The 25,082-nt window shown below is 52.8% G+C and carries 24 protein-coding genes; 6 read left to right on the top strand and 18 right to left on the bottom strand.

All coding sequences use genetic code 11. From position 1 onward, the window contains the following. Nucleotides 1-8: 8 nt before the first annotated feature. Entirely contained in the window at nucleotides 9-2,153 is a 2,145-nt protein-coding gene (gene pta, locus ABVN36_RS20110) for a phosphate acetyltransferase (protein WP_000086692.1), read from the top strand. A 206-nt stretch (nucleotides 2,154-2,359) separates the two neighbouring features. Continuing rightward, a complete protein-coding gene (gene yfcC / locus ABVN36_RS20105) occupies nucleotides 2,360-3,880 on the top strand; it encodes a putative basic amino acid antiporter YfcC (protein WP_000117929.1) in 1,521 nt (506 codons plus the stop codon). A gap of 48 nt (nucleotides 3,881-3,928) precedes the next feature. Here yfcC and ABVN36_RS20100 read toward each other — a convergent pair whose 3' ends face one another. The 5 genes from ABVN36_RS20100 to ABVN36_RS20080 form a co-directional block, all read right to left on the bottom strand. Next, nucleotides 3,929-4,882, bottom strand: a complete 954-nt coding sequence (locus tag ABVN36_RS20100; protein WP_023138693.1) for a transketolase family protein — start codon at nucleotides 4,880-4,882, stop codon at nucleotides 3,929-3,931. Beyond that, entirely contained in the window at nucleotides 4,875-5,705 is an 831-nt protein-coding gene (locus tag ABVN36_RS20095; RefSeq protein WP_001103265.1) for a transketolase, read from the bottom strand. Before ABVN36_RS20095 ends, ABVN36_RS20100 begins: the two co-directional genes overlap by 8 nt. Further along, nucleotides 5,702-7,093, bottom strand: coding sequence for a PTS ascorbate transporter subunit IIC (locus ABVN36_RS20090; protein ID WP_001518515.1), 1,392 nt, complete (start codon nucleotides 7,091-7,093; stop codon nucleotides 5,702-5,704). The genes ABVN36_RS20095 and ABVN36_RS20090 overlap by 4 nt, the downstream gene beginning before the upstream one ends. A gap of 20 nt (nucleotides 7,094-7,113) precedes the next feature. Further along, on the bottom strand, nucleotides 7,114-7,386 hold the full coding sequence (locus ABVN36_RS20085) for a PTS sugar transporter subunit IIB (RefSeq protein WP_000699818.1): 273 nt from the start codon (nucleotides 7,384-7,386) through the stop codon (nucleotides 7,114-7,116). Nucleotides 7,387-7,466: 80 nt separating this feature from the next. After that, the gene (locus ABVN36_RS20080; RefSeq protein ID WP_000901810.1) at nucleotides 7,467-7,910 is read right to left on the bottom strand and encodes a PTS sugar transporter subunit IIA; all 444 of its coding nucleotides are present in this window, start codon (nucleotides 7,908-7,910) and stop codon (nucleotides 7,467-7,469) included. Between the two features lie 252 nt (nucleotides 7,911-8,162). Between ABVN36_RS20080 and ABVN36_RS20075 the strand changes: the two genes are divergently transcribed. Further along, a complete protein-coding gene (locus ABVN36_RS20075) occupies nucleotides 8,163-9,182 on the top strand; it encodes a LacI family DNA-binding transcriptional regulator (RefSeq protein ID WP_000026949.1) in 1,020 nt (339 codons plus the stop codon). A gap of 5 nt (nucleotides 9,183-9,187) precedes the next feature. On the opposite strand, the gene yfcD is transcribed toward ABVN36_RS20075, so the two are convergent. The 3 genes from yfcD to yfcF are packed head-to-tail and all read right to left on the bottom strand — an operon-like array spanning nucleotide 9,188 to nucleotide 11,050. Then, nucleotides 9,188-9,742, bottom strand: coding sequence for an NUDIX hydrolase YfcD (gene yfcD, locus ABVN36_RS20070; protein ID WP_000230215.1), 555 nt, complete (start codon nucleotides 9,740-9,742; stop codon nucleotides 9,188-9,190). 56 nt (nucleotides 9,743-9,798) lie between these two features. Continuing rightward, nucleotides 9,799-10,350 carry a phosphodiesterase gene (yfcE, locus tag ABVN36_RS20065; protein WP_023138694.1) on the bottom strand — a complete coding sequence of 184 codons (552 nt, stop codon included), beginning with the start codon at nucleotides 10,348-10,350 and terminating at the stop codon, nucleotides 9,799-9,801. Nucleotides 10,351-10,405: 55 nt separating this feature from the next. Then, nucleotides 10,406-11,050 carry a glutathione transferase gene (yfcF, locus tag ABVN36_RS20060; protein WP_000043010.1) on the bottom strand — a complete coding sequence of 215 codons (645 nt, stop codon included), beginning with the start codon at nucleotides 11,048-11,050 and terminating at the stop codon, nucleotides 10,406-10,408. Between the two features lie 142 nt (nucleotides 11,051-11,192). Here yfcF and yfcG point away from each other — a divergent pair, with 142 nt between their 5' ends. Both yfcG and ABVN36_RS20050 read left to right on the top strand, forming a co-directional pair. Then, complete coding sequence (gene yfcG / locus ABVN36_RS20055; RefSeq protein WP_000566563.1) at nucleotides 11,193-11,840, top strand: GSH-dependent disulfide bond oxidoreductase; 648 nt, start codon at nucleotides 11,193-11,195, stop codon at nucleotides 11,838-11,840. Between the two features lie 125 nt (nucleotides 11,841-11,965). After that, complete coding sequence (locus ABVN36_RS20050; protein ID WP_001166274.1) at nucleotides 11,966-12,859, top strand: TIGR01777 family oxidoreductase; 894 nt, start codon at nucleotides 11,966-11,968, stop codon at nucleotides 12,857-12,859. A 51-nt stretch (nucleotides 12,860-12,910) separates the two neighbouring features. On the opposite strand, the gene hisP is transcribed toward ABVN36_RS20050, so the two are convergent. The 10 genes from hisP to ABVN36_RS20000 all read right to left on the bottom strand — a co-directional run bounded on the left by hisP (nucleotide 12,911) and on the right by ABVN36_RS20000 (nucleotide 23,442). Then, a complete protein-coding gene (gene hisP / locus ABVN36_RS20045; protein WP_001293591.1) occupies nucleotides 12,911-13,684 on the bottom strand; it encodes a histidine ABC transporter ATP-binding protein HisP in 774 nt (257 codons plus the stop codon). Nucleotides 13,685-13,697: 13 nt separating this feature from the next. Continuing rightward, nucleotides 13,698-14,405, bottom strand: a complete 708-nt coding sequence (hisM, locus tag ABVN36_RS20040) for a histidine ABC transporter permease HisM (protein WP_000569771.1) — start codon at nucleotides 14,403-14,405, stop codon at nucleotides 13,698-13,700. Then, nucleotides 14,402-15,088, bottom strand: coding sequence for a histidine ABC transporter permease HisQ (locus ABVN36_RS20035; RefSeq protein ID WP_000965495.1), 687 nt, complete (start codon nucleotides 15,086-15,088; stop codon nucleotides 14,402-14,404). The genes hisM and ABVN36_RS20035 overlap by 4 nt, the downstream gene beginning before the upstream one ends. A 182-nt stretch (nucleotides 15,089-15,270) precedes the next feature. Then, nucleotides 15,271-16,053 (bottom strand): histidine ABC transporter substrate-binding protein HisJ, encoded by a 783-nt coding sequence (hisJ, locus tag ABVN36_RS20030; protein WP_000731868.1) that lies wholly within the window; start codon nucleotides 16,051-16,053, stop codon nucleotides 15,271-15,273. Between the two features lie 237 nt (nucleotides 16,054-16,290). Beyond that, complete coding sequence (argT, locus tag ABVN36_RS20025; RefSeq protein WP_000754422.1) at nucleotides 16,291-17,073, bottom strand: lysine/arginine/ornithine ABC transporter substrate-binding protein ArgT; 783 nt, start codon at nucleotides 17,071-17,073, stop codon at nucleotides 16,291-16,293. A gap of 288 nt (nucleotides 17,074-17,361) precedes the next feature. Continuing rightward, nucleotides 17,362-17,931: a UbiX family flavin prenyltransferase gene (locus ABVN36_RS20020; RefSeq protein WP_000825682.1), complete on the bottom strand. Its 570-nt coding sequence runs from the start codon at nucleotides 17,929-17,931 to the stop codon at nucleotides 17,362-17,364. A 26-nt stretch (nucleotides 17,932-17,957) separates the two neighbouring features. Beyond that, nucleotides 17,958-19,364 (bottom strand): amino acid permease, encoded by a 1,407-nt coding sequence (locus ABVN36_RS20015; protein ID WP_000380353.1) that lies wholly within the window; start codon nucleotides 19,362-19,364, stop codon nucleotides 17,958-17,960. Between the two features lie 63 nt (nucleotides 19,365-19,427). Further along, entirely contained in the window at nucleotides 19,428-20,531 is a 1,104-nt protein-coding gene (locus ABVN36_RS20010) for an alanine/ornithine racemase family PLP-dependent enzyme (RefSeq protein ID WP_000281907.1), read from the bottom strand. Between the two features lies 1 nt (nucleotide 20,532). Next, nucleotides 20,533-21,954 (bottom strand): APC family permease, encoded by a 1,422-nt coding sequence (locus ABVN36_RS20005; RefSeq protein ID WP_000072512.1) that lies wholly within the window; start codon nucleotides 21,952-21,954, stop codon nucleotides 20,533-20,535. 90 nt (nucleotides 21,955-22,044) lie between these two features. Next, nucleotides 22,045-23,442: an alanine racemase gene (locus ABVN36_RS20000; RefSeq protein ID WP_000132306.1), complete on the bottom strand. Its 1,398-nt coding sequence runs from the start codon at nucleotides 23,440-23,442 to the stop codon at nucleotides 22,045-22,047. A gap of 210 nt (nucleotides 23,443-23,652) precedes the next feature. On the opposite strand from ABVN36_RS20000, the gene ABVN36_RS19995 reads away from it, so the two are divergent. Then, nucleotides 23,653-25,080: a sigma-54-dependent Fis family transcriptional regulator gene (locus tag ABVN36_RS19995; protein ID WP_000168925.1), complete on the top strand. Its 1,428-nt coding sequence runs from the start codon at nucleotides 23,653-23,655 to the stop codon at nucleotides 25,078-25,080. Nucleotides 25,081-25,082 lie beyond the last annotated feature (2 nt).

The following is a 25,082-nucleotide window of genomic DNA, read 5'->3' as shown; positions in this document are numbered from 1 at the left end:
GATAAACCGTGTCCCGTATTATTATGCTGATCCCTACCGGAACCAGCGTCGGCCTGACCAGCGTCAGCCTCGGCGTCATCCGTGCTATGGAACGCAAAGGCGTTCGTCTGAGCGTCTTTAAGCCTATCGCCCAGCCTCGCGCTGGCGGCGATGCGCCTGACCAGACCACCACTATCGTTCGCGCGAACTCTACCCTGCCGGCGGCTGAACCGCTGAAGATGAGCCACGTTGAATCTCTGCTCTCCAGCAACCAGAAAGACGTGCTGATGGAAGAGATCATCGCGAACTACCATGCGAATACCAAAGACGCGGAAGTGGTGCTGGTTGAAGGTCTGGTTCCGACCCGTAAACATCAGTTCGCTCAGTCTCTGAACTATGAAATCGCGAAAACGCTGAATGCGGAAATCGTTTTTGTCATGTCTCAGGGTACCGACACGCCAGAACAGTTAAACGAGCGTATCGAACTGACGCGCAGCAGCTTCGGCGGCGCGAAAAACACCAACATCACCGGCGTTATCATCAACAAACTGAATGCGCCGGTTGATGAACAAGGCCGTACTCGCCCGGATCTGTCGGAGATTTTTGACGACTCTTCCAAAGCGCAGGTGATCAAAATCGATCCTGCTAAACTGCAGGAATCCAGCCCGCTGCCGGTTCTGGGCGCAGTGCCGTGGAGCTTCGATCTGATTGCGACCCGCGCTATCGATATGGCGCGTCACCTGAACGCCACCATCATTAACGAAGGCGATATCAAAACCCGCCGCGTTAAATCCGTTACGTTCTGCGCGCGCAGTATTCCGCATATGCTGGAACATTTCCGCGCAGGATCGTTGTTAGTGACCTCCGCTGACCGTCCGGACGTACTGGTCGCAGCTTGCCTGGCCGCGATGAACGGCGTAGAAATCGGCGCCCTGTTGCTGACCGGCGGCTATGAAATGGACGCACGCATTTCTAAACTGTGCGAACGCGCATTCGCCACCGGTCTGCCGGTCTTTATGGTGAACACCAACACCTGGCAGACTTCGCTGAGCCTGCAAAGCTTCAATCTGGAAGTCCCGGTTGATGACCATGAGCGCATCGAGAAAGTTCAGGAATACGTCGCGAACTACGTTAACGCTGAGTGGATCGAGTCGCTGACCGCCACTTCCGAGCGTAGCCGTCGTCTCTCTCCGCCGGCGTTCCGCTACCAACTGACCGAGCTGGCGCGTAAAGCCGGTAAACGCGTAGTGCTGCCGGAAGGCGACGAACCGCGTACCGTCAAAGCGGCGGCAATCTGCGCTGAACGCGGCATCGCCACTTGCGTACTGCTGGGCAACCCGGATGAAATCAACCGCGTCGCGGCATCTCAGGGCGTTGAGCTGGGCGCAGGTATTGAAATCGTCGATCCGGAAGTGGTGCGTGAAAGCTATGTCGCTCGCCTGGTTGAGCTGCGTAAGAGCAAAGGCATGACCGAACCGGTTGCCCGCGAACAGCTGGAAGACAACGTGGTGCTCGGCACGCTGATGCTGGAGCAAGACGAAGTCGACGGCCTGGTTTCCGGCGCGGTTCATACCACCGCCAACACCATCCGTCCGCCACTGCAGCTTATTAAAACGGCGCCGGGTAGCTCCCTGGTCTCTTCTGTGTTCTTTATGCTACTGCCGGAACAGGTTTACGTTTACGGCGACTGCGCAATCAACCCAGACCCGACCGCAGAGCAGCTGGCAGAAATCGCGATTCAGTCTGCGGATTCCGCCATTGCCTTCGGCATCGAACCGCGTGTGGCAATGCTCTCCTACTCCACCGGCACCTCTGGCGCGGGCAGCGACGTAGAGAAAGTACGTGAAGCGACGCGTCTGGCGCAGGAAAAACGTCCTGACCTGATGATCGACGGTCCGTTGCAGTACGACGCCGCGGTCATGGCTGACGTAGCGAAATCCAAAGCGCCGAACTCGCCGGTTGCGGGTCGCGCTACCGTGTTCATTTTCCCGGATCTGAACACCGGTAACACCACCTACAAAGCGGTACAGCGTTCTGCCGACCTGATCTCCATCGGGCCGATGCTGCAGGGTATGCGCAAGCCGGTGAACGACCTGTCCCGTGGCGCGCTGGTTGACGATATCGTCTATACCATCGCCCTGACGGCAATCCAGGCTTCCCAACAGCAGCAGTAACAGTAAAAGTTAATGCCGGATGGCGGCGTCCGGCCTACAGGTGAAATACCGTTGTAGGCCGGATAAGACGCGTTAGCATCGCCATCCGACATTCTGCTATTTACCCTGCAAAGCGGAATTTTTTGCTTAACTGCGCTGCATCAATGAATAACTATTCCCTTCTTCTCATACTTAGCCTCTTTGCTTTGCAACAGGGATAGTCTGTCATGTCTGTCGTTACAGAATCAAAAACAGCCAGAAAATGGGCAATGCCCGATACGCTGGTCATCATCTTTTTTGTCGCCATTTTAACCAGTATCGCCACCTGGGTCGTACCCGTTGGGATGTTTGATAGCCAGGAAGTGCAGTATCAGGTCGATGGTCAGACAAAAACCCGCAAAGTCGTCGACCCGCACTCTTTTCGCATTGTGACCAATGAGGCCGGGGAAGCGCAGTATCATCGCGTACAATTTTTCACTACCGGCGATGAAAGACCAGGGCTGATGAATTTTCCGTTTGAAGGGTTAACATCCGGATCGAAATTCGGCACTGCCGTCGGCATCATTATGTTTATGTTGGTGATTGGCGGCGCATTCGACATCGTGATGCGTACCGGCACCGTGGATAACGGCATTCTGGCGCTTATTCGCCACACGCGGGGCAACGAAGTCCTGTTTATTCCGGTGCTATTTGTCCTCTTTTCGTTAGGGGGCGCCGTATTTGGCATGGGCGAAGAGGCGGTCGCCTTTGCAATTATCATAGCCCCGCTGATGGTCAGGCTGGGCTATGACAGCATTACCACCGTCCTGGTGACCTATATCGCCACCCAAATTGGCTTTGCCAGTTCGTGGATGAACCCTTTCTGCGTAGTCGTCGCCCAGGGGATTGCCGGCGTGCCGGTACTTTCCGGCTCCGGGCTGCGTATTGTGGTCTGGATTGTCGCCACGCTGATTGGGCTGGTTTTTACGCTGGTCTACGCCTCACGCGTGAAAAAGAATCCGCTGCTGTCCCGCGTCCACGAATCCGATCGCTATTTCCGCGAACAGCAGGATGAAGTCGTCCAGCGCCCTTTCACCTTCGGCGACTGGCTGGTACTGCTGGTCCTGACCGGCGTAATGATTTGGGTCGTCTGGGGCGTGATTGTCCACGCCTGGTTTATTCCGGAGATCGCCAGCCAGTTTTTCACCATGGGCGTGGTGATCGGCCTCATCGGCGTTATCTTCCGCCTCAACGGTATGACGGTCAACGTGATGGCGTCCTCATTCACCGAAGGGGCGAGAATGATGATCGCGCCCGCCTTGCTGGTGGGTTTTGCCAAAGGCATTCTGCTGCTGGTCGGCAACGGCGAAGCCGGGGAACCCAGCGTGCTCAATACGTTGCTTAACAGTATCGCGCATGGCATCAGCGGGCTTAATAATGCTATCGCCGCCTGGTTTATGCTGCTCTTCCAGGCGGTATTTAATTTCTTTGTCACGTCCGGTTCGGGCCAGGCGGCGTTAACCATGCCATTACTGGCGCCGCTCGGCGATCTGGTCGGCGTTAACCGTCAGGTGACTGTTCTGGCCTTCCAGTTTGGCGATGGCTTCAGCCATATTATCTATCCGACATCGGCCTCGCTGATGGCCACGCTGGGCGTGTGCCGGGTCGATTTTCGCAACTGGCTGAAAGTGGGGGCGTCGCTGCTGGGACTACTGTTTATTATGTCCAGCGTGGTCGTCATTGGCGCGCAGATGATGGGATATCATTGATCCAAAATGCCGGATGAGCACCAGCGCCATCCGGCAATATCTCCATGATTAAAGCAGTGATTTCGCGGCTTCTACAATCGCTGCGGCGGTGAGTCCGTACTCTTGTTGTAAGAAATCCTGCGTTCCTACCTGCCCATAACGCTCTTTGACGCCAACACGGCGCATCGGCACCGGGCAGTTTTCCACCAGCACTTCCGCCACCGCTGACCCCAGTCCATTATGGATGCTGTGGTTTTCACACGTGACGATACGCCGCGTTTTTTCCGCGTAGTTTTTCACCAACATGCGATCGATAGGCTTTAAGGTGAACATATCAATGACCGCGGCGCTCACACCTTCCTGCTCCAGTTGGCGCGCCGCCTCCAGCGCCTCCGCCACCATAATGCCGTTGGCGATAAGCGTAATATCATCGCCCTCGCGCAGTACGTTGCCCTTGCCAATGGTAAAGGTAGAGCCTGGCGCATAGATACTCCGCGCCTGCTTACGGATGGTACGCAGCCAGTAAAAACCGTCCAGGTCCATTAGCTGGCGTAAAATATCCGCGAACATCACCGCATCCGTCACCTCCAGTACTACGGAGTGCGCCAGCCCGCGAACAATCCCCATATCTTCAAAAGACATATGGGTGCCGCCGTTATGGCACGCTGTCACTCCGGCATCGGAGGCGATCACTTTGACGTTGTTACGCTGATAATCCAGCGCCATGAAGAGCTGATCAAAACAGCGACGGCTGGCAAAAGCGGTAAAGGTATGCACAAACGGTTTACGACCGGTCAGCGCCAGCCCCGCCGCCGTGCCAATCACATTCGCCTCCATAATACCGCAGTTAATGACATGCTGCGGGTAGTCACGCGCCACGCTGTCCATCGCCATTGAGCTCATTAAATCAGCCTCAAGCGCAATAATTGGGCTTCCGGCCTCAATCTGCCCGGCGATAAAACCGGCGTAAACTTTGCGCATTTCGATATCGTCTTTAAGCCCTGCGGGCGCAAGCTTAATCATGCATGACCTCCAGTTGATGAATGGCCTCATTGAGCGTCTGCTTCATGCCATCCGTCAGGCGTAAGTGGTGAGAATTCGTTAACTGCTCCAGGCATGGCACCCCCTGCCCTTTAATGCTGTCAAGGATCACAACCCGTGGCTGGGCATCGGCGGGCGGCACAGGCTGAACCACCGCCAGTAGTCCGGCGATATCATCGCCTTTGACGGTGACGACATCGAAACCAAACGCACGGAATTTCCCTTCCAGATCGAATGGATTGATAATCTCCTCCAGCTCGCCGTCAAGCTGCTGTTTATTCCAGTCAATGAAAACGGTCAGATTATTCAGGCGGTGGTGGGCAATAAACTGAAACGCCTCCCAGCACTGCCCTTCATTCAGCTCCCCATCGCCGACAATGCAAAATACCCGGTTGGGTCGCCGCGCCAGTTTATGCGACAGCGCCATTCCGCCCGCAATAGAGATGCCCTGTCCCAGTGAGCCGGTCGTGGCGTCCACACCGCGCGTTTTTAGCCGATCCGGATGGCTGGGAAGACGGGTGCCGTTCTGGTTAAGCGTATTCAGCTCTTCGCGCGGGAAATAGCCTTTAATCGCCAGGGTACTGTACAACGCGGGGCCCGCATGGCCTTTCGACAGCACGAAGTAATCGCGCTCCGGCCAGTCCGGGTCGGCAGGGTCGATTTTCATCACCGCGCCGTACAGAACCGCCAGAGTTTCCACTACCGACATGCTGCCGCCATAGTGACCAAAGCCAAGATGGTTTAAGGATTTGAGCGTGGCGACGCGAATGTCGCGCGCCAGTTGGGTGATTTCGGTTACATTCATTCTTTCGCTCCGCTATTTTCCTGCACTTCGGCATTCGCTTTTTTGTTTTTGGCCAACACGTTGTACGCCACCAGTAGCGCGAATAGCGCCACCACCAGCCCCGTGATAGCCATCGGCGACAGATAACGCGCCAGGTTGCCCAGCAAAATACCGATTACGCCAAAGTCAGCATCCGAGAACGTGGTATTGGCGAAGCCGATCGCGCCGAGAACCGGCAGTAACAGCACTGGCAGGAAAGTGATTAATAGACCATTAGCAAATGCGCCGATCATCGCCCCGCGGCGACCGCCGGTGGCATTGCCAAAGACGCCTGCGGTCGCGCCGGTAAAGAAGTGCGGCACAACGCCTGGCAGGATTAACACAAGCTTCATCTGTCCCAGCAGGAACAGCCCCACCAGCCCGCCGAGAAAACTGAACAGGAAGCCAATCAGTACCGCGTTAGGGGCATAGGGATACACCACCGGGCAGTCCAGCGCCGGACGCGCGTTTGGCACCAGTTTTTCTGAAAAGCCGGTAAAGGCCGGAACAATTTCCGCCAGAATCAGACGGACGCCTTGCAGAATAATGAACACGCCGGCGGCGAAGGTGATTGCCATGATGATGGCGTACACCAGATAGTTTTGCCCGCCGCTAAACGTCGCTTCGACATACTCACGCCCTGCGCTGACTGCCATGATCAGATAGATAATCATCATGGTCAGCGAAATCGAGATAGAACTGTCGCGTAAAAAACTGAGGTTTTTCGGCAGGTTCATCTCTTCCGTGGAGCGGGAGCCTTTACCACACAGACTGCCAATCCAGCCGGAAAGCACATATCCCAAGGTACCGAAGTGACCAAACGCAATGTCATCGGTACCGGTAATCCGCCTCATATAACGTTGGGCCAACGCCGGGAAGAAAGCCATCACCAGCCCCAGGATCAGCGATCCGGTGAAGACCAGCCCTACGCCCTCAAACCCCGCCACGGTCAGGATTACGCCAATCATACAGGCCATGTAAAAGGTGTGATGCCCGGTCAAAAAGATATATTTAAGACGCGTAAAGCGCGCCACGACAATATTGGCCACCATACCAAATGCCATAATTAACGCCGTGGACGCGCCATATTTTTCCAGCGCGATTGAGACTATCGCTTCATTATTAGGAATAATACCCTGAATATTAAAAGCGTGTTCAAACATACCCCCTAGCGGATTTAATGAACCCACCAGTACGGTTGCGCCGCCGCCAAGCACAATAAAACCTAAAATGGTTTTAATCGTGCCTTTCACCACATCGGAAAACGCTTTTTTCTGCGCCACCAGACCAATCAGCGCAATTAACCCTACAAGCACCGAGGGCACTTTTAAAATATCAACAACAAAATTCAGCGTTTCAAGGATAAACATATCCACCTCGCCAGCAATAATTATTGTTTAGCGAACCATGCGCGCAGCTGCGTTTCCAGTTCGTTGATGTCGATGATGTTATTGATCACCACCAGTTGGCTTTCCGGTACGCTGGCGCTGGCCGCGATATCTTTGGCCATTACAAAAAGATCGGCAGCCCCGGGCGTGGCCGATGAGAGATCGGAGTGTTCCACTTCAGCGTCAATATTGAGTTTCTTTAATACTTTTTTAATGTTCATTTCTACCATAAAACTACTACCCAGGCCGGAACCGCAAATTGCCATGATTTTCATTATTGTCACCTTTTAAAAGTAGAGTTGGTCTGCATCACGCACGGGCGTAATGTTATTTACCGCAAGAAAATGGAATAAAATCAGAAACGGTCAATAATCGTTTTAATGTCCTCCAGGTTTTTTGCCTGATGTAATTTTTCCATATCTACATCACTGGAAAATAATTCCGCCAGCGCCGATATCATTTCGATATGACTGTGCTTATCAGGCGCCGCCAGCATAATAATGATGTCAACCGGATCAAATTCGTCTGCGCCAAATGAAACGCCGCGCTGTAGTTTCAGTAACGATAAACCTAACCCTTTCGCCCCCTCTTCCGGCCTCGCATGCGGCATCGCTAACCCTGGCGCTAATACATAATATGGCCCAAGCTTTTGGTGCTGCTGAACAATCGCCGTAATGTATTCCGGTGCGATAACACCTGCGTCCAGCAGGGGTTTGCCGCAAATTTCCAGCGCCTGCGGCCACGTTTCCACGCTCTCCTGTAGCGTGATGGTTGCGTCAGATAACCAGGTTCCCAGCATGTTATTCGCCCCCACGGTGTATGAAATTATGAACAAACTTTATTCAAGCCATTCGATATTAGCTGCGATCGTTATCACAAAGATAGCGCTACCAGCGACTATTACTCAGAATTGTGATAGCGCTATCAAATTAAAATCATGGTGTGAAATCACAGCAAAAAAGCGGATTTAAGGCGTATACTGCCAGTCATGCGAAGCAAAGAACGACAATAAAAAAGCATCTCAACATGTTGTAATGACGCAGGAATTTGTATGTCGATACCCCGTAAACGGCGCAGTACCGGTAAAGTGACTATCGCCGATGTAGCCCAACTTGCCGGTGTAGGCACGATGACCGTATCACGAGCCTTACGCACGCCGGAACAGGTCTCTGATAAACTCCGGGAAAAAATCGAAGCGGCAGTGCATGAGCTGGGCTATATGCCTAATCTCGCCGCCAGCGCGCTGGCGTCTGCCTCCTCGCACACCATCGCGATGGTCGTACCGAACCTTGCGGAAGCGGGGTGTTCTGAAATGTTCGCCGGGCTGCAACAAATTTTACAGCCCGCTGGCTACCAGATTATGCTGGCGGAATCGCAGCATCGCGTGGAACAAGAGGAGAAGCTGCTCGAAACGCTGCTGGCCTCCAACATTGCCGCGGCGATTCTGCTTAGCGTCGAACATAGCACTACCGTGCGCCAGTGGCTGAAAAATGCCTCTATCCCGGTGATGGAGATGGGCGCGATTCGCAGCGATCCTATTGATATGAATATCGGTATTGATAACGTTGCGGCAATGTATGAGCTGACGGAAATGCTGATTCAGCGCGGTTATCAGAATATCGGGCTACTATGCGCCAATCAGGAGCAGTGGATTTTTCAGCAACATCTGCACGGCTGGTACAAAGCGATGCTTCGCCACCATATGTCGCCAAACCGGGTGATTAATGCCGCCTTGCCACCCAATTTTTCTACCGGCGCGTCGCAACTGCCGGAGTTTTTACTGGCGTGGCCGGAGCTGGACGCGCTGGTATGCGTATCGGATGAGCTGGCCTGCGGCGCGTTATACGAGTGCCAACGACGGCGGATCAAAGTTCCGGACGATTTAGCGGTGGTCGGGTTTGGCGATAGCGATGTCAGCCGGGTCTGCCAGCCGCCGTTAACCACCATGGCCGTACCGCACCGTAAGATTGGCAGTGAAGCCGGACGGGCGCTGTTGGAAAGGTTAAATCAGGGAAACTGGAGCGATCGAAAATCCATCGCCTCCAGTTTATGTATGCGGGAAAGCTGCTAAAACGCTTATTCCGTCTCTTCCGGTTTCTCCTGGAGCGCGGCTTCGTTTTTGGCGTTGCGGGTCATCCACAGCGCCAGCGCTTTGAGCGAATCTGGCGTAAACTCATCACAGCGCGCGGTGATCTCCTCCGGAGTCAGCCAACACACTTCGCTGACTTCATCTTCCTGAAGCGCGAAAGGCCCGTGGGAAACGCAGCTAAACAGCGCGCCCCAAACCCGGCAATGTTGGTCTTCAAAGTAAAACAGACCGTGTTCGGCAAACGGCACGCCTGCAATACCCAACTCTTCTTCCGCTTCGCGGCGGGCAGATTCCAGTAGCTGCTCATCAGCCTGGACCACGCCACCTGCGGTAGCATCTAACATACCGGGCAAAAAATCTTTTGTTTCGGTACGACGCTGCACCAGAATTTTACCCATACCATCATGAACGACGATATACGTCGCACGATGCCGTAAGCGTTGCGCACGCATCTGTTCCCGGCTGGACTGTGCAATGACTTCATTGTCTTCATTCACAATATCCACCCATTCCGTACTTGCCAAACGACGCTGTTCCACCATCAGGAAACCTTCTTATTTCTGGCGCTCTTACGGCGCATTTACGTTTGTGAGGTAAATTACGAGTTAATTGCAACCTGCGCAATGATACTTTGATCATTGAGTGCGATTACGCTCAACACATTATCATCCAGAATACCGTAGCTTGCCGCATACCCGCCTTTCGGGATGCTCACTGACCCAGGATTAAAGTGATACAGTCCTTCCTGCTGTTGCGCCACCGGCAGATGCGTATGACCATAGACCAACACATCGCCAGTATGCAGAGCGGGCAGATTCGTCGGCCCGAAGAGGTGCCCATGCGTTAAAAATAGCCGCCTCTCTTGCGTCAATATTTGCTGCCACGGCGCAGTTATCGGGAAATGCAGCAGCATCTGATCCACTTCGCTATCGCAGTTGCCGCGCACGGCAATGATTTGCGTCGCCACCGCGTTCAGGCGTTCGGCAACCTGGGCGGGCGCATAGCCTTCAGGCAGCGCATTTCGCGGCCCGTGGTTAAGGACATCGCCTAATATCACCAGCCAACGCGCGCCGCTTTGCGCGAACAGCTCAAGCACGCGTTCCGTGGCGGGTAAAGAACCATGAATGTCCGATGCGAACATCAGTTTCATCGCTCACTCCTCGTTGTGAAAAACGGCGTTATGATACTGGAATATGAATAGATTTTCAGCCTGAACGCTTCGAGGAAAGCGCAATAAAACGCTGTACGGAAGCACGCTGCCACTGGAATGTCGCATATGCCGCCAGCGATGCCGGCACGTCATCGCCATGCAGCGCCAGACGATTGATCATCAATGCCAGATCGGTATCGGCAATGCACCATTCACCAAATAAATTTTGCGTCCCTTGCCCCAATAGCGCTTCAGCCGTCGCAAACAGTTTTGCCGCGCTGGCTTTTCCAGCCTCGCTTAGCGGCGCTTTTTTCGCCCCGGCAAACACCACGTCGGTAGGCCGTTCTTCGCGAAGCGGCAGTAAATCGCTGCGTAGCCACGCCTGAATCTGTCGCGCGCGGGCGCGTTTTTGTAAATCGTGCGGGTAGATACGCTCCCACTGCGGCGGCGCGAAACGCTCCTCCAGGTATTCCGCAATAGCGGACGACTCGCTCAACTCAAAATTGTCGGCCTCAAGCACCGGTACGCGCTGCGTCAGTGCATATCCCCGCCAGCCAGGTTGCAGATGTTCTCCCTGGTCCAGATCGCGAGTTTTCAGAGTAAAGGAAAGCCCTTTTTCTTGTAATGCCACCCAGGCGGACAAGACGTAAGGAGAGAAAAAGTTCGCATCCGACCACAGCACAATAACAGGCTTACTCATAATGTCCTCTTGAGGGCGTATTAAGTTTCTTCCCAAAATATAGCGTCTTTCGCCTGCTGTCACCTGATGAAAACTCACACACATCAGGAGGCTTTCTATACTTAATTCAGCCCAGACTCTTTACGCACATGCAGGAGCCAAAATGATTGACCTTTACTACGCCCCCACGCCCAACGGGCATAAAATAACGCTGTTTCTGGAAGAGGCGGAGCTGGCGTATCGTTTGCTAAAAGTAGATATCAGCAAGGGCAATCAGTTTCGCCCTGATTTTTTGGCTATCTCTCCCAATAATAAAATTCCTGCCATCGTCGATCACGCCCCGGCAGACGGCGGTCAACCGCTTAGTCTTTTTGAATCCGGTGAAATTCTTCTCTACCTGGCGGAAAAAAGCGGCAAACTGCTTAGCGGGGAGCTGCGTGAACGCCATACCACACTGCAATGGCTGTTCTGGCAGGTCGGCGGGTTAGGGCCGATGCTGGGCCAGAATCATCACTTTAACCATTTTGCGCCGCAGGCCATCCCCTATGCGATTGAACGCTATCAGGTTGAAACGCAACGCTTATACAACGTCCTGAATAAACGCCTGGAAACCTCCCCGTGGCTGGGCGGCGACCACTACAGTATTGCGGATATCGCCAGTTGGCCGTGGGTTAACGCACATCAGCGTCAGCGAATCGATCTTGATACCTACCCGGCGGTGTATAACTGGTTTGAACGCATTCGCACGCGTCCTGCGACAGCGCGCGCACTGTTACAAGCGCAACTGCACTGTAACAGTACGAAAGCGTAACGCGGTGGCATACATCATGTATGATGTAGAGGTGTATACACGGAAAAAACCTGCGTCCGGCACCCTTATTCGTATTAAAAACCTGACATTAGGGAAGAGGAAATCCTCCCTACTCTGGAGGTCATATGCAGATTCTGATTACCGGCGGTACGGGCCTGATAGGGCGTCATCTCATTCCCCGGCTGTTAACACTGGGGCATCAGGTGACGGTTGTTACGCGCAATCCCGATAACGCGCGTCAGATTCTCGATTCCAGAGTGACATTATGGAAAGGGCTGGCGGAACGTGAGCACCTCAATGAGATTGATGCCATCATCAATCTGGCGGGCGAACCGATTGCCGACAAGCGCTGGACGTCGCAACAAAAAGAACGGTTGTGCCAAAGCCGCTGGGCTATCACGCAAAAGTTGGTGGATTTAATTCATGCCAGCGCTACGCCGCCCTCGGTGTTGATATCCGGCTCCGCCACGGGCTATTACGGCGATCTGGGCGACGTTGTCGTCACTGAAGACGAACCGCCGCACAACGAATTTACGCATAAACTTTGCGCCCGCTGGGAACAGATTGCCTGTCGTGCGCAGAGCGACCAGACCCGCGTCTGCCTGCTGCGTACCGGCGTTGTCCTGGCGCCGCAAGGCGGGATTTTGGGGAAAATGGTTCCGCCGTTTCGCCTCGGACTCGGCGGTCCGGTGGGCAATGGTCGGCAATATCTGGCCTGGATTCACATCGACGATATGGTCAACGGCATCCTGTGGCTGCTGGATAACGATCTTCGCGGTCCCTTCAATATGGTCTCGCCGTATCCCGTCCATAATGAGCATTTTGCTCATGCGCTGGGTCGCGCGCTGCGCCGCCCGGCGATTATTCGCATTCCGGCGACGGCAATTCGCTTATTGATGGGAGAGTCGTCAGTGCTGGTGCTGGGCGGACAGCGGGCGCTGCCAAAACGGCTTGAAGCCGCCGGATTCGCATTTCGCTGGTATGATTTAGAAGAGGCGCTGGCGGATGTGATTCGCTAGTTCCTAAAGCGCCGTATCCTGCCCGGTAAGCGATGCGCCGCCGGGCTTCTTTTATTTCAGCGAGCCTTTCAGGAATTGCTGTAAACGCGGGCTTTGCGGATTGCCGAACACCTGCTCCGGATCGCCCTCTTCTTCAATTTTCCCCTGATGCAGAAAAATAACGTGCGAAGAGACATGGCGAGCGAAGCCCATTTCATGCGTGACCACCACCATCGTTTTGCCTTCTTCCGCCAGTTGTTGCATGATGCGCAACACTTCGCCGACCAGTTCAGGATCGAGCGCCGAAGTGGGTTCATCGAACAGTAAAACGTCAGGTTCCATCGCCAGCGCGCGCGCAATAGAAACGCGCTGCTGTTGGCCGCCGGAGAGATGAACGGGATATTTGCCCTGAGCGCGCTCATCAATCCCCACCTTCGCCAGATATTTCAACGCCCGCTCGCGCGCGTCGTGCTTGCTTAATCCCAGTACCTGAATCGGCGCTTCCATCACATTTTCCAGCACCGTCATGTGGCTCCAGAGGTTAAAGTGCTGAAACACCATCGTCAGGCGGGTACGCAACAAGCGTAGCTGATTTTTATCCGCCACTTTGAGCTGCCCGTCTTTGTCGCGCACCAGATTAATGTTCTGACCGTTCACGATAATCGCGCCTTCGCTCGGTTTTTCGAGGAAGTTAATACAGCGCAAAAAAGTGCTTTTACCGGAGCCGGACGAGCCGATGATGCTAATCACATCTCCGGCGCGGGCCTGCAGCGATACCCCTTTCAGCACTTCATGACCGCCGTAGCGTTTGTGCAAATCGATAACGTGTAATTTATTTTCTGACATCATGTTACTCGAATTATTTAGAGGACACGTGCTGCAACCAGCGTCTTTCCGCCCGACGGAACAGGCTTATCAGGACATACGAAATGAGTAAATACAACACGGCGGCAATGCCAAACGCGGTAAACGGCTGGTAAGTCGCTGAGTTAATATCGCGGGCGATTTTCAACAAATCCGGCACCGTCGCGGTAAACGCCAGCGCCGTAGAGTGCAGCATTAAAATCACTTCGTTGCTGTAGGCAGGCAAGGCGATGCGTAATGCCGACGGCAAAATAATGCAGCGATACATTTTAAATGACGAGAAGCCATAGGCCCGTGCCGCTTCAATTTCACCGTGCGGCACCGAGCGAATCGCCCCGGCGAAAATTTCCGTGGTGTACGCGCAGGTATTCAGCGTCAGCGCCAGTACGGTACAGTTCAGTCCGCTGCGGAAAAACGCGTTAAGAAGATCGGTGCCTTTGACTATCTCCAGCGTATACATCCCCGAATAGAACACCAGTAGCTGTACGTACAGCGGCGTGCCGCGAAAAATATACGTAAACAGCCAGATGGGAAAACGGATGAATTTATTACTGGAAACGCGACCTACCGCCAGAATCACCGCCAGAAGACCGCCCATCACCACCGATGAAATTAACAGCCACAGCGTAATCGCCACGCCGGTAAAACGATAGCCATCCGTCCACAGCAGGGATTTCCAGTACTCCTGAATGATCTCAATCACAAATCGGCCCTCTTCACGCCCACGGAATAGCGACGCTCAAGTAAGAGCAGCACACCATTGGAAACGGTGGTAAATACCAGGTAGATAAGTCCACAGACCACGGCAAAATAGAAAGGCTCCCAGGTGCTTTTACCGGCAAGCTGCGTGGCTTTGACGACATCTTCCAGGCCCAGCAGCGACACCAGCGCCGTCGCTTTGAGTATCACCTGCCAGTTATTGCCGATCCCCGGCAGGGCGTAACGCATCATCGCCGGGAACATAATCCGCCGGAAGGTTTGCCCGTGGGTAAAACCAAAAGCCGTCGCCGCCTCGATATGGCCTTTCGGCACCGCCATAAACGCGCCGCGAAAGGTTTCGGTAAAATAGGCGCCGTAGATGAAACCAAGGGTGATAATACCGGCCACCATCGGATCAATATCTATCTGGTCGATACCCAGCGAATCGGTCACCACGTTAAGCGCGATTTGCAATCCGTAAAATATCAGCAGCATTAAGACCAGATCCGGCACCCCGCGAATCAGGGTGGTGTATCCTTCAAAAATAAGCCCCGTTATCCGGTTTTGCGAAAGCTTCGCCCCCGCGCCGACAAGACCAATAAGCACGGCCAGCACCACGGAACTGAGCGCCAGTTCCAGCGTGACGATCGCGCCCTGTAAAATTACGCCTGAAAACCCGTACAACATGCAGCCTGTCCTGTTGTGTGTGGTGAAGTAAGAAGCCTCTTTTGCATTTTTGCCTCACATCACGCCGGATGGCGGCTGTGCCTTGCCCGACCTACGATGCTCCCCTTAGGCCTGACAAGCGCAGCGCCATCAGGCAATGCAGACAGTCAACATTCTTTGGGCTTTATCTGCACCGACGGTGATTAACCGCCATAAACATCAAAATCAAAGTACTTTTTCGCCAGCTTTTCGTAAGTACCGTCAGCACGCATTTCAGCAAAGGCTTTGTTCAGCGCTTCGCGCAGCTCGTTATCCTCTTTGCGCAGCCCCATACCGGTTCCTACGCCGAATAACTTCTCATCTTTCACCGCCGGGCCGCCGAATTTATAGTCTTTTCCGACGGGCTGTTTAAGGAAACCTTCGCTGGCCGCGACCTCGTCCTGGAACGCTGCATCAATACGGCCAGCCGTCAGATCGGAATAAATGTTGTCCTGCCCCTGGTAAGAGACGATCTCAATCCCTTTCGGCGCCCAGTGCTCATTGCCGAAGGTCTCCTGCGTCGTCCCCTGTAGCACGCCGACGCGCTTGCCTTTCAGCGACGCGACGGTTGGCTGAATATCAGAGTTCTTCGCCACCACCAGACGGGAATCAGCGGCGTAAAGCTTGTCGGTAAACGCGATTTCCTGCTGGCGCTTTTCAGTGATGGACAGCGAGGACATGATGGCATCAATTTTCTTCGCTTTTAAAGATGGAATCAGCGCATCCAGCGGGTTTTCCACGAACGTACACTGTGTGTTGATACGTTTGCACAGCTCTTTGGCCAGATCGATATCAAAGCCGACCAATTCACCTTGTGCATTTTTGGATTCAAACGGTGCGTATGTAGGATCGGTACCGATACGAATCTTTTGTGGAATAGCGGCAAATGCTGCGGTAGCGCTGGAAAATGCCAGCACCAGAGAAAGGGATAACGCCAGTTTTTTCATAACTATCCTCAACAGACTGTCTTTCCAGGAGATCTTTACAGATCCGATGCGACTATCGTGCCATTAATCAGGCCGACAAGGCAAAGCATTCTACCTTGTCAGCCGGTTTATTTTGCATAAAAATCGATTAAGTATGCATTTATGCGCCTGTTCCGCAACGGCTTATGCACCAAAAAGGTGCAAAACATCTATTTTGCACCGTGATAGTTCCCCAGCGCGGCGCGTTATCCCCTTCCCTCAATCGCCGTAGACATTAAAATCGAAGTACTTTTTGGCCATTTTGTCGTAAGTTCCGTCCTGGCGCAGTTCGATCAGCGCTTTATCAAACGCGGCTTTTAGCTCGGTATCGTCTTTGCGCAGCCCAACCCCCGTCCCGTCGCCAAAATATTTTTTATCCTTCACGGAAGGACCGGCAAACGCATACTCCTTGCCCGCTGGCTGCTTCAGGAAACCTTCGCTGGCGGCGACTTCATCCTGTAATGCGGCATCCAGACGACCGGCGGTTAAATCGGAATAGATAAGATCCTGGTTGGCATAAGCCACCACATCCACACCTTTAGTGCGCCAGTTATCATTGGCGTAAGCCTCTTGCGTGGACCCTTGCAGCACGCCGACATGCTTGCCTTTCAGCGATTCCAGCGTCGGCTGAATGGGAGACCCTTTTGCCGCAATCAGACGTGAATCCGCCGCGTAAAGTTTGTCGGAAAACGCAATTTCTTGCTGGCGTTTATCGGTGATAGAGAGCGATGAAATAATGGCATCAATTTTTTTCGCTTTTAGTGAGGGAATAAGCGCATCAAAGTCGCTGGCGACCCAGGTACATTTCACCTGCATACGCTTACACATTTCATTACCGAGATCGATATCAAAGCCAATAAACTCGCCTTTGGCATCTTTTGATGAGAAAGGCGCGTAGGTGGTATCTGTTCCAATACGAACCGTTTGCGGGAGCGCGGCGTAACTGGCCGCCGTCGCGCCCAGACCTATCAGCAAAGACAAAGCGAGAACGGTCTTCTTCATACATACCCCTCAAGTGGCGTCATTTTCTTATGTTTTACGTGGTGTTGTGTGTTTGCAGACTTTTTCATGCAGGTCTTATGCCATTTTCACGTCAGCAAAACGATTCGACGTTAAATTTGTTAATAAAACGTTGCAATATTGTCCTGATGTTGAAGATAGCAGGTATGACGGTTGAACCGCAGCGTTTCGGCGGCTTTTAACGAATTAAATGTTGAGGATATGATCGCGGTTACAAAATTGCCCTGAAACAGGGCAACAGGGACAATAATGCACGCTAAACAGACAACGCTATGCGCCCTGCCAGCGAACAAAAAGATCGTGCGGAAGGGGGATATCAAACTGATCCAAAACTCGGTTAACCGTTTGATTTATAACATCATCTAACGTCTGAGGAAGATGATAAAAAGCCGGAACCGGCGGCATAATCACCGCGCCTATCTCAGCGGCCTGGGTCATTAAACGCAAATGCCCGATATGCAGCGGCGTTTCGCGCACACACAGCACCAGAGGTCGCCGCTCTTTTAATATCACATCCGCCGCGCGGGTAAGCAGTCCGTCAGTATAACTGTGGACAATCCCCGACAGCGTTTTAATCGAACAGGGCAAGATAACCATTCCCGCCGTCGGGTAAGAGCCCGAGGAAATGCTGGCGGCAATGTCGCGCGCATCGTGCGTCACATCGGCCAGCGCCTGCACCTCGCGCAGCGAAAAATGGGTCTCCAGCGCCAGCGTTTGCCGGGCCGCCTGGCTCATCACCAGATGTGTTTCCACGCTATCGACATCGCGCAAAATTTGTAATAAGCGCACGCCATAAATCGCTCCGCTGGCGCCGCTAATTCCTACAATGAGTCGTTTCATGTTCTCTTACCGTTTACGAGCGCCGTTCATCCCACTGTGTTACGTAATCGGCTCAAAGTGGGTCTGAAGAGATACCATGACAAAAGAATCCCTATCATAAAAGCCAGCTCAACCAACATTATCACTACCCCTTGCTCACTAAACCAGGTGCCGACCATAATGGCAAAATTGGTGATAATGACAAATCGGGCCGTCCAGGGGAAAAGCGGCGATCGATAGCGTAGCAAATCGCTGGCGTACGTTCCATTACGCACCGATTGTCGGAAACGATACTGGCACCATCCGATGGTTATCCATGCCAGGCAACCCACCTGCCCGGTACTGGCGATCAGATATAAATAAAATTGCTGTGCGGGAATATAGCGGGTCAGCAACGACACCAACGCCAGCAAGGCCGTGATTAAAATAGCATACACCGGCACGCCGCCGCCGTTCGTTTTACCAAAGCAGGCTGGCGCAAAGCGATCGCCCGCCATAGACCACAGCATACGCGAACTGGCGTAAATGGCCGAGTTAGCGGCAGAAACCGCGGCGGAAAAGATCACCAGCGTCATCAGCGTATCCGCCCCCGGAATGCCCGCGTGGGAGAATACCCATACAAAGGGACTTTGTCCATTTGGCGTCAGTTCATGCGGATAGACCAGCGCCAGCACCGCAATCGCCAGGCCGTAAAACAAAATGATTCTGAGACCGATCCCCAGGATCACTTTCGGTAAAATAATGTGCGGCGATTCGGTCTCCCCTGCCGCATTTCCTACCAATTCCACCCCCTGGAAGGAGTAAATCACGATCGTCATACAGACCACAATTTGCTCCCAACCGTGGGGAAACCACATTCCGTCTATTTTTAACGTCGGGTGCCAGTCACTATGGCCCATTAGCGAGTAGATCATGACCCCGCCCGCGCAGATAAACAGCACGATCGCGAAGACCTTAATGGCCGAAAGCCAGTATTCGCATTCGCCAAAACTTTTTGCGGAGGTAAGATTGATGGCCGTCAGGATGAGCAGAATCGCCAGGCAGAACATATATACCGGAACCGCGGGGAAAAACTGGTGAGCAATAAACCCTGCGGCAGTGAGGTCGGCCGCCAGGGAAAAGACCCAGCTAAACCAGTAAAGCCAGCCAATGGTATAGCTCCAGCAAGGTGACGGCATAAACATCAGCGCGTAATGTTGAAATGAACCGGAGTGAGGAAAGGCGCATGATAATTCGCCAAGACACATCATCGTCGCCAGCATAATGGTTCCGGCAAACAGATAGGCCAGTAAGGTTCCCGCCGGCCCGACGCTGCTTAACGGTTCGGCAATGCCGATAAATAAGCCGGTGCCAATCGTGCCGCCCAGCGACATCATCAGCAGATGCCGTTTCTTCAGGTTACGCCGCAGACCGCCTTCAGGCTCTGCTGGCGGTGATTGTTGCAGGGTATCCATCGTTACTCCCTGTCTTTCGTGAGGTCAAAGATGCCGCCGCGACATAGCCGCGGCGGTTATGCGTTAACGCGTAAACCTCCAGGCGACGCCTTTGGTCTGGCAGGCCATTAACAGGCCCGTATAATCCAGCTCAAAGCGAACCACATCGCCTACTTTTAGCGACTGACGACAATCTTCAATATCCACCAGCGTATGATCGCTGGTTTGCCCTAAGATAGTGATAGCGTCGTCGCATGGCACACAGTTATCCGACGGCACATCCTGGCGACCAAACGCCAGCAATGCGCGTCGGCGTATGCCACGATCGACAAAGGTTTTACTTTGCAAAAAGGCATCGACGCCCAGCTCCCCAACCGGGACGGTCGGTTTACTGTTCAGTTCGATGATTTCCGCTTCCAGGATATACATATCGGAACAGGCTTTATCGACCGGTTTTGCGGAGTGGTGAAATTCATTCAGGTATTTCATGTCCACATATTCAATGCCGAATTCATGCAGTCCGCCGATGCGCAGATGATTCAGCCCCTGCGGCCAGATACCTTTATCCAGCAGGTGATAGCTGGTGCAGTTTCCCGCAGAAAGCCGCCGGACAGGAATACCGCTGTCGGCTTCCAGCCGGGCGGCCAGCGCCAGAAAATCCTCGCCATTTTTTACCGTTGGCAACACGGTGCCGTAACAATTAAAGTTGGTGCCCAGTCCATATAATTCCAGACCGGGCAGACCAGTAATCAGAGTCACGGTCTCAAGAATGCGTTGATATTCACCAAACCAGATACCCTCGCGTAAATCGCCCATATCCACCATCAGTAATACCTGATGCGTTTTCCCCTGGCGTTGGGCTTCTTGCGATAATGCCCGTAATACCACCGGCTCGCTATTTAAACTAATATCCGCGTAGCGCACCACATCTTCGATTTCACTCAGACACGGGCTGCGTAACAGGCAGGTCGTACATCCTGTCTCGCGTATTTTTTTCAAATTATAGGTTCGTGATTCAGCAATAACGGTAATTCCGCCGTTGAACACCGCCTGCGCGGTTTCCACGCAGCCGTCAAAAACTTTATTGACAGCCATCACGTCAATACCGCTACTTGCCAGCAGAGCTTTTTCCGTGCGGGCGTTTTCTTCCAGCTTGCGTAGATTTATTTCCAGAACTGGCATATACATTTTATTTTCCTCCCGCCATGCTTAAACGGGCATTACGTTTCTGCGCCCGATGGTAAATGTACTCCGCGACGACAACCGCCAGCACGGCTCCGCCAATAATTTTCCCGGCGTACTGGAAATATCCGCCCATATCAATTTGAGAAGGCGGAATAAATAACAGCGCAACGGCAAAGGCGATAGAAAGAAAGCCCAGCGCGGGTAAAATAGCCGGTAAAACCTTGCCCGGAATTTTAAAACTTCTTGGCGTATCCGGCTGAGTCTTACGTAAACGCCAGAACGCCGGGAACATCACCAGATAAGGAATAAAATAGGTGATGGTCGTTAGCGCCGTTAACATCCAGTAAGCCGCCGCAACGCTTGGCGAAATAAAAGTCGAAAAACACAGGACCGTGACAATAATCGCCTGTACAGTCAAGGCAAAGGCGGGCGTTTTCCACACCGGATGTAATTTGCCGATTCGGTCCCCCAGCAGATTATCTTCACGCGAGGCTTCCTGGAGCATATAAATCGGCCCCACCAGCCAGGAGTTAATTTGCCCGAGAGCGCCAAAAAACATACAGATGGCCATAACAGGAATTAACCACGGCATATGCAGCGTGTCCGCAGCAGCATGCATAGCCTGCATGACGCCTGCCACAATGTCGGTTTTCCCGGCGGGTAAAAGCGTGTTTAGCGCCCAGGTACCGACCATATAGATCCCAACGATAACGGCAGCGGAGACGGCCATCGCTCGCGGAAAATCACGCTGTGGATTACGGGTACGCCCGGCAATCATCGGGGCGACCTCCAGTCCGGCAAACGCAAACATCATGCTGGATAAGAAAACGATCGTATCCCAGTGTCCGAGATCCGGAATCCAGTTTTTCGCTGTAGTGTAGTCCGTCTGCATCTGGTGTCCGGTACATAGCCATACCACCGCCAGTAAAATGAGGATGGCGGAGGGAATAAATACGCCGCACCAGGCGCTGATGCTATTAATAATTTTTGTCCATTCCATCCCGCGGATATTCATCAGCGTTAATAGCCAGAAAATTACCGCGGAACCAATACCGATAAATGCTTTATTTTCCGCCAGGCCGCCGCCGATCATATAGCCCAACGCGGTAAAGCCGAATTGCAGCATTAATGGGAAAAACAGTACGCAGGAAAAGAGAAAACAAACCACGACAATCCATGCAATACGTTTACCAAATGCCTCTTTAATCCAGACAAATATCCCGCCATCTTTCGGCCAGCCGGTTGACAGCTCGCCGCATACCATCGCTAAAGGAAAAAACAAGCAGAATGCGGCGATCACCCATAACAACATGGCCGATGCCCCGTAAGGCGCCACGTTAGGGATTTGCCGCAAACTCAGAATAGCGATGACATTCATAAAGACAATGTCTTTGATGCCAAGTAAGCCAGAATTCGTGTTACTCATGGCCATCTCCTGTTATGCATTCAGGCATCACTGCCCTCTTCTTATCATCTGACGACGGGCTTCAGCATGAAACTGAAGCCCAAAACAGTATTAATAAATGTCGTACTTGACCATATCTTCGTAACTGTCTTCCCGACGAATCAGACGCGTCTCACCATTTTTATCGATCATCACCACGCCCGTGCGCGGACGGTTGTTATAAACGGTTTGACTTTCAATGGTGTATGCCCCGGCGTCAAGAAACGCGACAATATCGCCAACATGAGTCTCCTTCGGCAGTAAAAACTCTTCGCCTTTCACTCCCATGTGGAAATAATCCCCGCCATCACACAGCGGCCCGGCTAATTTTATCCAGGCGTCGTGCGCTGCCGTCATGCGAGAGGCGTTATAGACATAAAAGAACCAGTCAAAATGCTGGCTGTCAGAGAGTACGCTGTAACCGGCGTCGACAAATTTCCATTCAACGTGGCATTCCACATTGCCGTTAAGATCGTAATTTGTTTTACGTTTTTCGCAGGAGACTTCCGTCAGTAACACCGCCGCCGACCCGGTCACTTTACGTCCCGGTTCAATACATATTTCCACATCGGTACGCCATTTATGCACTTCGCGAATGACCGCATCGGCAAAATCCTGGGCGGTAATACCGGCATACATATTATCTTTTAACGGGTCGCCATTCTCATCGTCATATTTATAGGGAACCGGAATTCCGCCGCCCACGTTGATCAAATCAAATTTAATACCGAGCACCTCTTCCAGGCGACGGGATTCATCCACCAGCACTTTAGTCGCTTTTGCGAAAGGCTCTGACTCCGGCACCTGATCGCCCACATGCATATGCAAGCCGCGCAAATGCACATAAGGCATCGCCAGAATGCGGCGGCAGGTTTCTTCCGCCTGTTCCAGGTCGAGACCCGACTTCGCATGGAAAGCGGTAACCAGTTCAGCATGCGTCGCCGAGGGAACATTCGGCTCTACGCGGACGCAAACATTGGCGACTTTCTTCAGCTTGCGAGAGATAGCATCAATATGTTCCAGCTCATACAGGCTATCAACATTAATAAGATACAGATCGTTGGCGATGGCATACTCCAGATCGGCAGGCTTTTTCACCACGCCGTTGAAGACGATCTGATCGCCGCGAAAGCCTATCTCCAGACACTTGCGAACCTCATATTGTGAGTTTGCCTCCGCGCAAATTCCGGCGTCACGAATGGCTTTCAACACCCCCATGACCGAGCAGGTTTTTGACGCAAAGAAGGTTTTGGTATTTTTATGCGCCGCAAATGCCTGCTGGATTTCATGAATGTTACGAATAATCTCCGGCTCAGAAAACACATAGAACGGCGTGGGGTACTGGCGCGCCAGAGCGTCCAGATCGACCCCTTCAAAACACAAATGACCGTCTTTGTGCTGGAAACGGCGATCGCCGTTGATTACCTGCTCACGTAGCTGGTTGTAATTCTGCATAATCGAGTCAGTCATAACGCCCTCTGCTTAATGTTTATGGTAAAAATCCGCATTCTTTACAGGGATAAAGCAAAAGGCATGCCACTATTTTTTATAAAAATAATCAATTAGTTATAAAAATAAGCTATTTCTCATTTTCGTCATTGAGTTTGCTATTCATCACAACGACGAAAATTCGTCACTTTTATAATGGCAACATGAACAATAGATATGAGGAATGCGTGTATGGCATCCACCAATCAGGAACTGGCCTCGGCGCTCAGGATGTTTTCCCGCTTTTTCGATTTGATTCATCAGCCGTTGGCCGTCATTAATGAGCGTGGTGAATACGTTTACTACAATCAGGAAAGCGCGGATCTGGACGGCTATAGTATTGAACGGGCAATGGGAAAACATATGCTGGATGTCTATCCGGGCATGAAAGAGACCCAAAGTACGATGCTTTCATCGTTAAAAAAAGGCGTGGAATACATTGGCCATTATCAAATTTATTACAATGCGCGAGGCCAGGCCGTTGACTATCAGCACACCACCGCGCCGCTCTATGCAAGCGATGGCGGCATGGTCGGCGTTATCGAAATCGGCAGGAATATGTCCGGCGTCAGGCGGCTCCAGGAGCAGGTGGTAGAACTGAACCAACTGCTGTATGCCGATCACCATGAGAAGCACCATGCCATTATTACCGAAAACCCGGAAATGCTCAGTAATATCGCCAAAGCCAAACGGCTGGCCGCCAGTAATATTCCGGTGACGATTGTCGGGGAGACGGGAACGGGTAAGGAGTTATTTTCCCGCCTGATACATCAATGCAGCAAGCGGGCGAATAAACCCTTCATCGCCCTGAACTGCGGCGCCCTACCGCCTACGCTTATCGAAAGTACGCTTTTCGGCACCGTGCGCGGCGCCTATACCGGCGCGGAAAATAGCCAGGGCTATCTGGAACTGGCAAACGGGGGAACGCTCTTTCTTGATGAGCTGAACGCCATGCCGATAGAGATGCAAAGTAAGCTGCTGCGATTCTTGCAGGATAAAACCTTCTGGCGCCTCGGCGGACAGCAGCAACTCCACTCTGATGTCAGGATCGTTGCCGCCATGAACGAAGCGCCCGTCAAATTAATTCAACAAGAACGTCTGCGGGCAGATCTTTTTTATCGGTTGAGCGTCGGAATGTTAACGTTACCGCCGCTGCGCGCCCGCCCGGAAGATATTCCCTTACTGGCGAATTATTTTATTGATAAATACCGTAATGACGTGCCGCAGGACATTCACGGATTAAGCGAGACGGCGCGTGCTGATCTGCTCAATCACGCCTGGCCGGGTAATGTCAGGATGCTGGAAAACGCGATTGTACGCAGCATGATCATGCAGGAAAAAGATGGGCTGCTCAAACACATCATTTTTGAACAGGACGAGTTAAATTTAGGCGTACCGGAAACCGCGCCGGAAAATCCCCTTCCCTCGTCACCCGATCCGCAGTATGAAGGGTCGCTGGAGGTACGGGTTGCCAACTACGAAAGGCATTTAATAGAAACCGCGCTGGATACGCATCAGGGGAATATTGCCGCCGCGGCCCGCAGCCTTAACGTATCCCGCACCACGTTACAGTACAAAGTACAAAAATACGCTATTCGCTTCGGCGTGGTGCGTAATTGACA

This window comes from Salmonella sp. SJTUF15581 (assembly GCF_043356775.1).
Taxonomy (GTDB): Bacteria; Pseudomonadota; Gammaproteobacteria; order Enterobacterales; family Enterobacteriaceae; genus Salmonella; species Salmonella enterica.
Note: the sequence above shows the minus strand (reverse complement) of the source record. Positions and strands in the feature narration are given on the sequence as shown.

What these genes read in the sequence shown, in the direction of transcription:
- yfcC (WP_000117929.1), top strand. Translation starts at nt 2,360, where the DNA reads ATGTCTGTCGTTACAGAATCAAAAACAGCCAGAAAATGGGCAATGCCC.
- ABVN36_RS20100 (WP_023138693.1), bottom strand. Translation starts at nt 4,882, where the DNA reads ATGATTAAGCTTGCGCCCGCAGGGCTTAAAGACGATATCGAAATGCGC.
- ABVN36_RS20095 (WP_001103265.1), bottom strand. Translation starts at nt 5,705, where the DNA reads ATGAATGTAACCGAAATCACCCAACTGGCGCGCGACATTCGCGTCGCC.
- ABVN36_RS20090 (WP_001518515.1), bottom strand. Translation starts at nt 7,093, where the DNA reads ATGTTTATCCTTGAAACGCTGAATTTTGTTGTTGATATTTTAAAAGTG.
- ABVN36_RS20085 (WP_000699818.1), bottom strand. Translation starts at nt 7,386, where the DNA reads ATGAAAATCATGGCAATTTGCGGTTCCGGCCTGGGTAGTAGTTTTATG.
- ABVN36_RS20080 (WP_000901810.1), bottom strand. Translation starts at nt 7,910, where the DNA reads ATGCTGGGAACCTGGTTATCTGACGCAACCATCACGCTACAGGAGAGC.
- ABVN36_RS20075 (WP_000026949.1), top strand. Translation starts at nt 8,163, where the DNA reads ATGTCGATACCCCGTAAACGGCGCAGTACCGGTAAAGTGACTATCGCC.
- yfcD (WP_000230215.1), bottom strand. Translation starts at nt 9,742, where the DNA reads ATGGTGGAACAGCGTCGTTTGGCAAGTACGGAATGGGTGGATATTGTG.
- yfcE (WP_023138694.1), bottom strand. Translation starts at nt 10,350, where the DNA reads ATGAAACTGATGTTCGCATCGGACATTCATGGTTCTTTACCCGCCACG.
- yfcF (WP_000043010.1), bottom strand. Translation starts at nt 11,050, where the DNA reads ATGAGTAAGCCTGTTATTGTGCTGTGGTCGGATGCGAACTTTTTCTCT.
- yfcG (WP_000566563.1), top strand. Translation starts at nt 11,193, where the DNA reads ATGATTGACCTTTACTACGCCCCCACGCCCAACGGGCATAAAATAACG.
- ABVN36_RS20050 (WP_001166274.1), top strand. Translation starts at nt 11,966, where the DNA reads ATGCAGATTCTGATTACCGGCGGTACGGGCCTGATAGGGCGTCATCTC.
- hisP (WP_001293591.1), bottom strand. Translation starts at nt 13,684, where the DNA reads ATGTCAGAAAATAAATTACACGTTATCGATTTGCACAAACGCTACGGC.
- ABVN36_RS20035 (WP_000965495.1), bottom strand. Translation starts at nt 15,088, where the DNA reads ATGTTGTACGGGTTTTCAGGCGTAATTTTACAGGGCGCGATCGTCACG.
- hisJ (WP_000731868.1), bottom strand. Translation starts at nt 16,053, where the DNA reads ATGAAAAAACTGGCGTTATCCCTTTCTCTGGTGCTGGCATTTTCCAGC.
- argT (WP_000754422.1), bottom strand. Translation starts at nt 17,073, where the DNA reads ATGAAGAAGACCGTTCTCGCTTTGTCTTTGCTGATAGGTCTGGGCGCG.
- ABVN36_RS20020 (WP_000825682.1), bottom strand. Translation starts at nt 17,931, where the DNA reads ATGAAACGACTCATTGTAGGAATTAGCGGCGCCAGCGGAGCGATTTAT.
- ABVN36_RS20015 (WP_000380353.1), bottom strand. Translation starts at nt 19,364, where the DNA reads ATGGATACCCTGCAACAATCACCGCCAGCAGAGCCTGAAGGCGGTCTG.
- ABVN36_RS20010 (WP_000281907.1), bottom strand. Translation starts at nt 20,531, where the DNA reads ATGTATATGCCAGTTCTGGAAATAAATCTACGCAAGCTGGAAGAAAAC.
- ABVN36_RS20005 (WP_000072512.1), bottom strand. Translation starts at nt 21,954, where the DNA reads ATGAGTAACACGAATTCTGGCTTACTTGGCATCAAAGACATTGTCTTT.
- ABVN36_RS20000 (WP_000132306.1), bottom strand. Translation starts at nt 23,442, where the DNA reads ATGACTGACTCGATTATGCAGAATTACAACCAGCTACGTGAGCAGGTA.
- ABVN36_RS19995 (WP_000168925.1), top strand. Translation starts at nt 23,653, where the DNA reads ATGGCATCCACCAATCAGGAACTGGCCTCGGCGCTCAGGATGTTTTCC.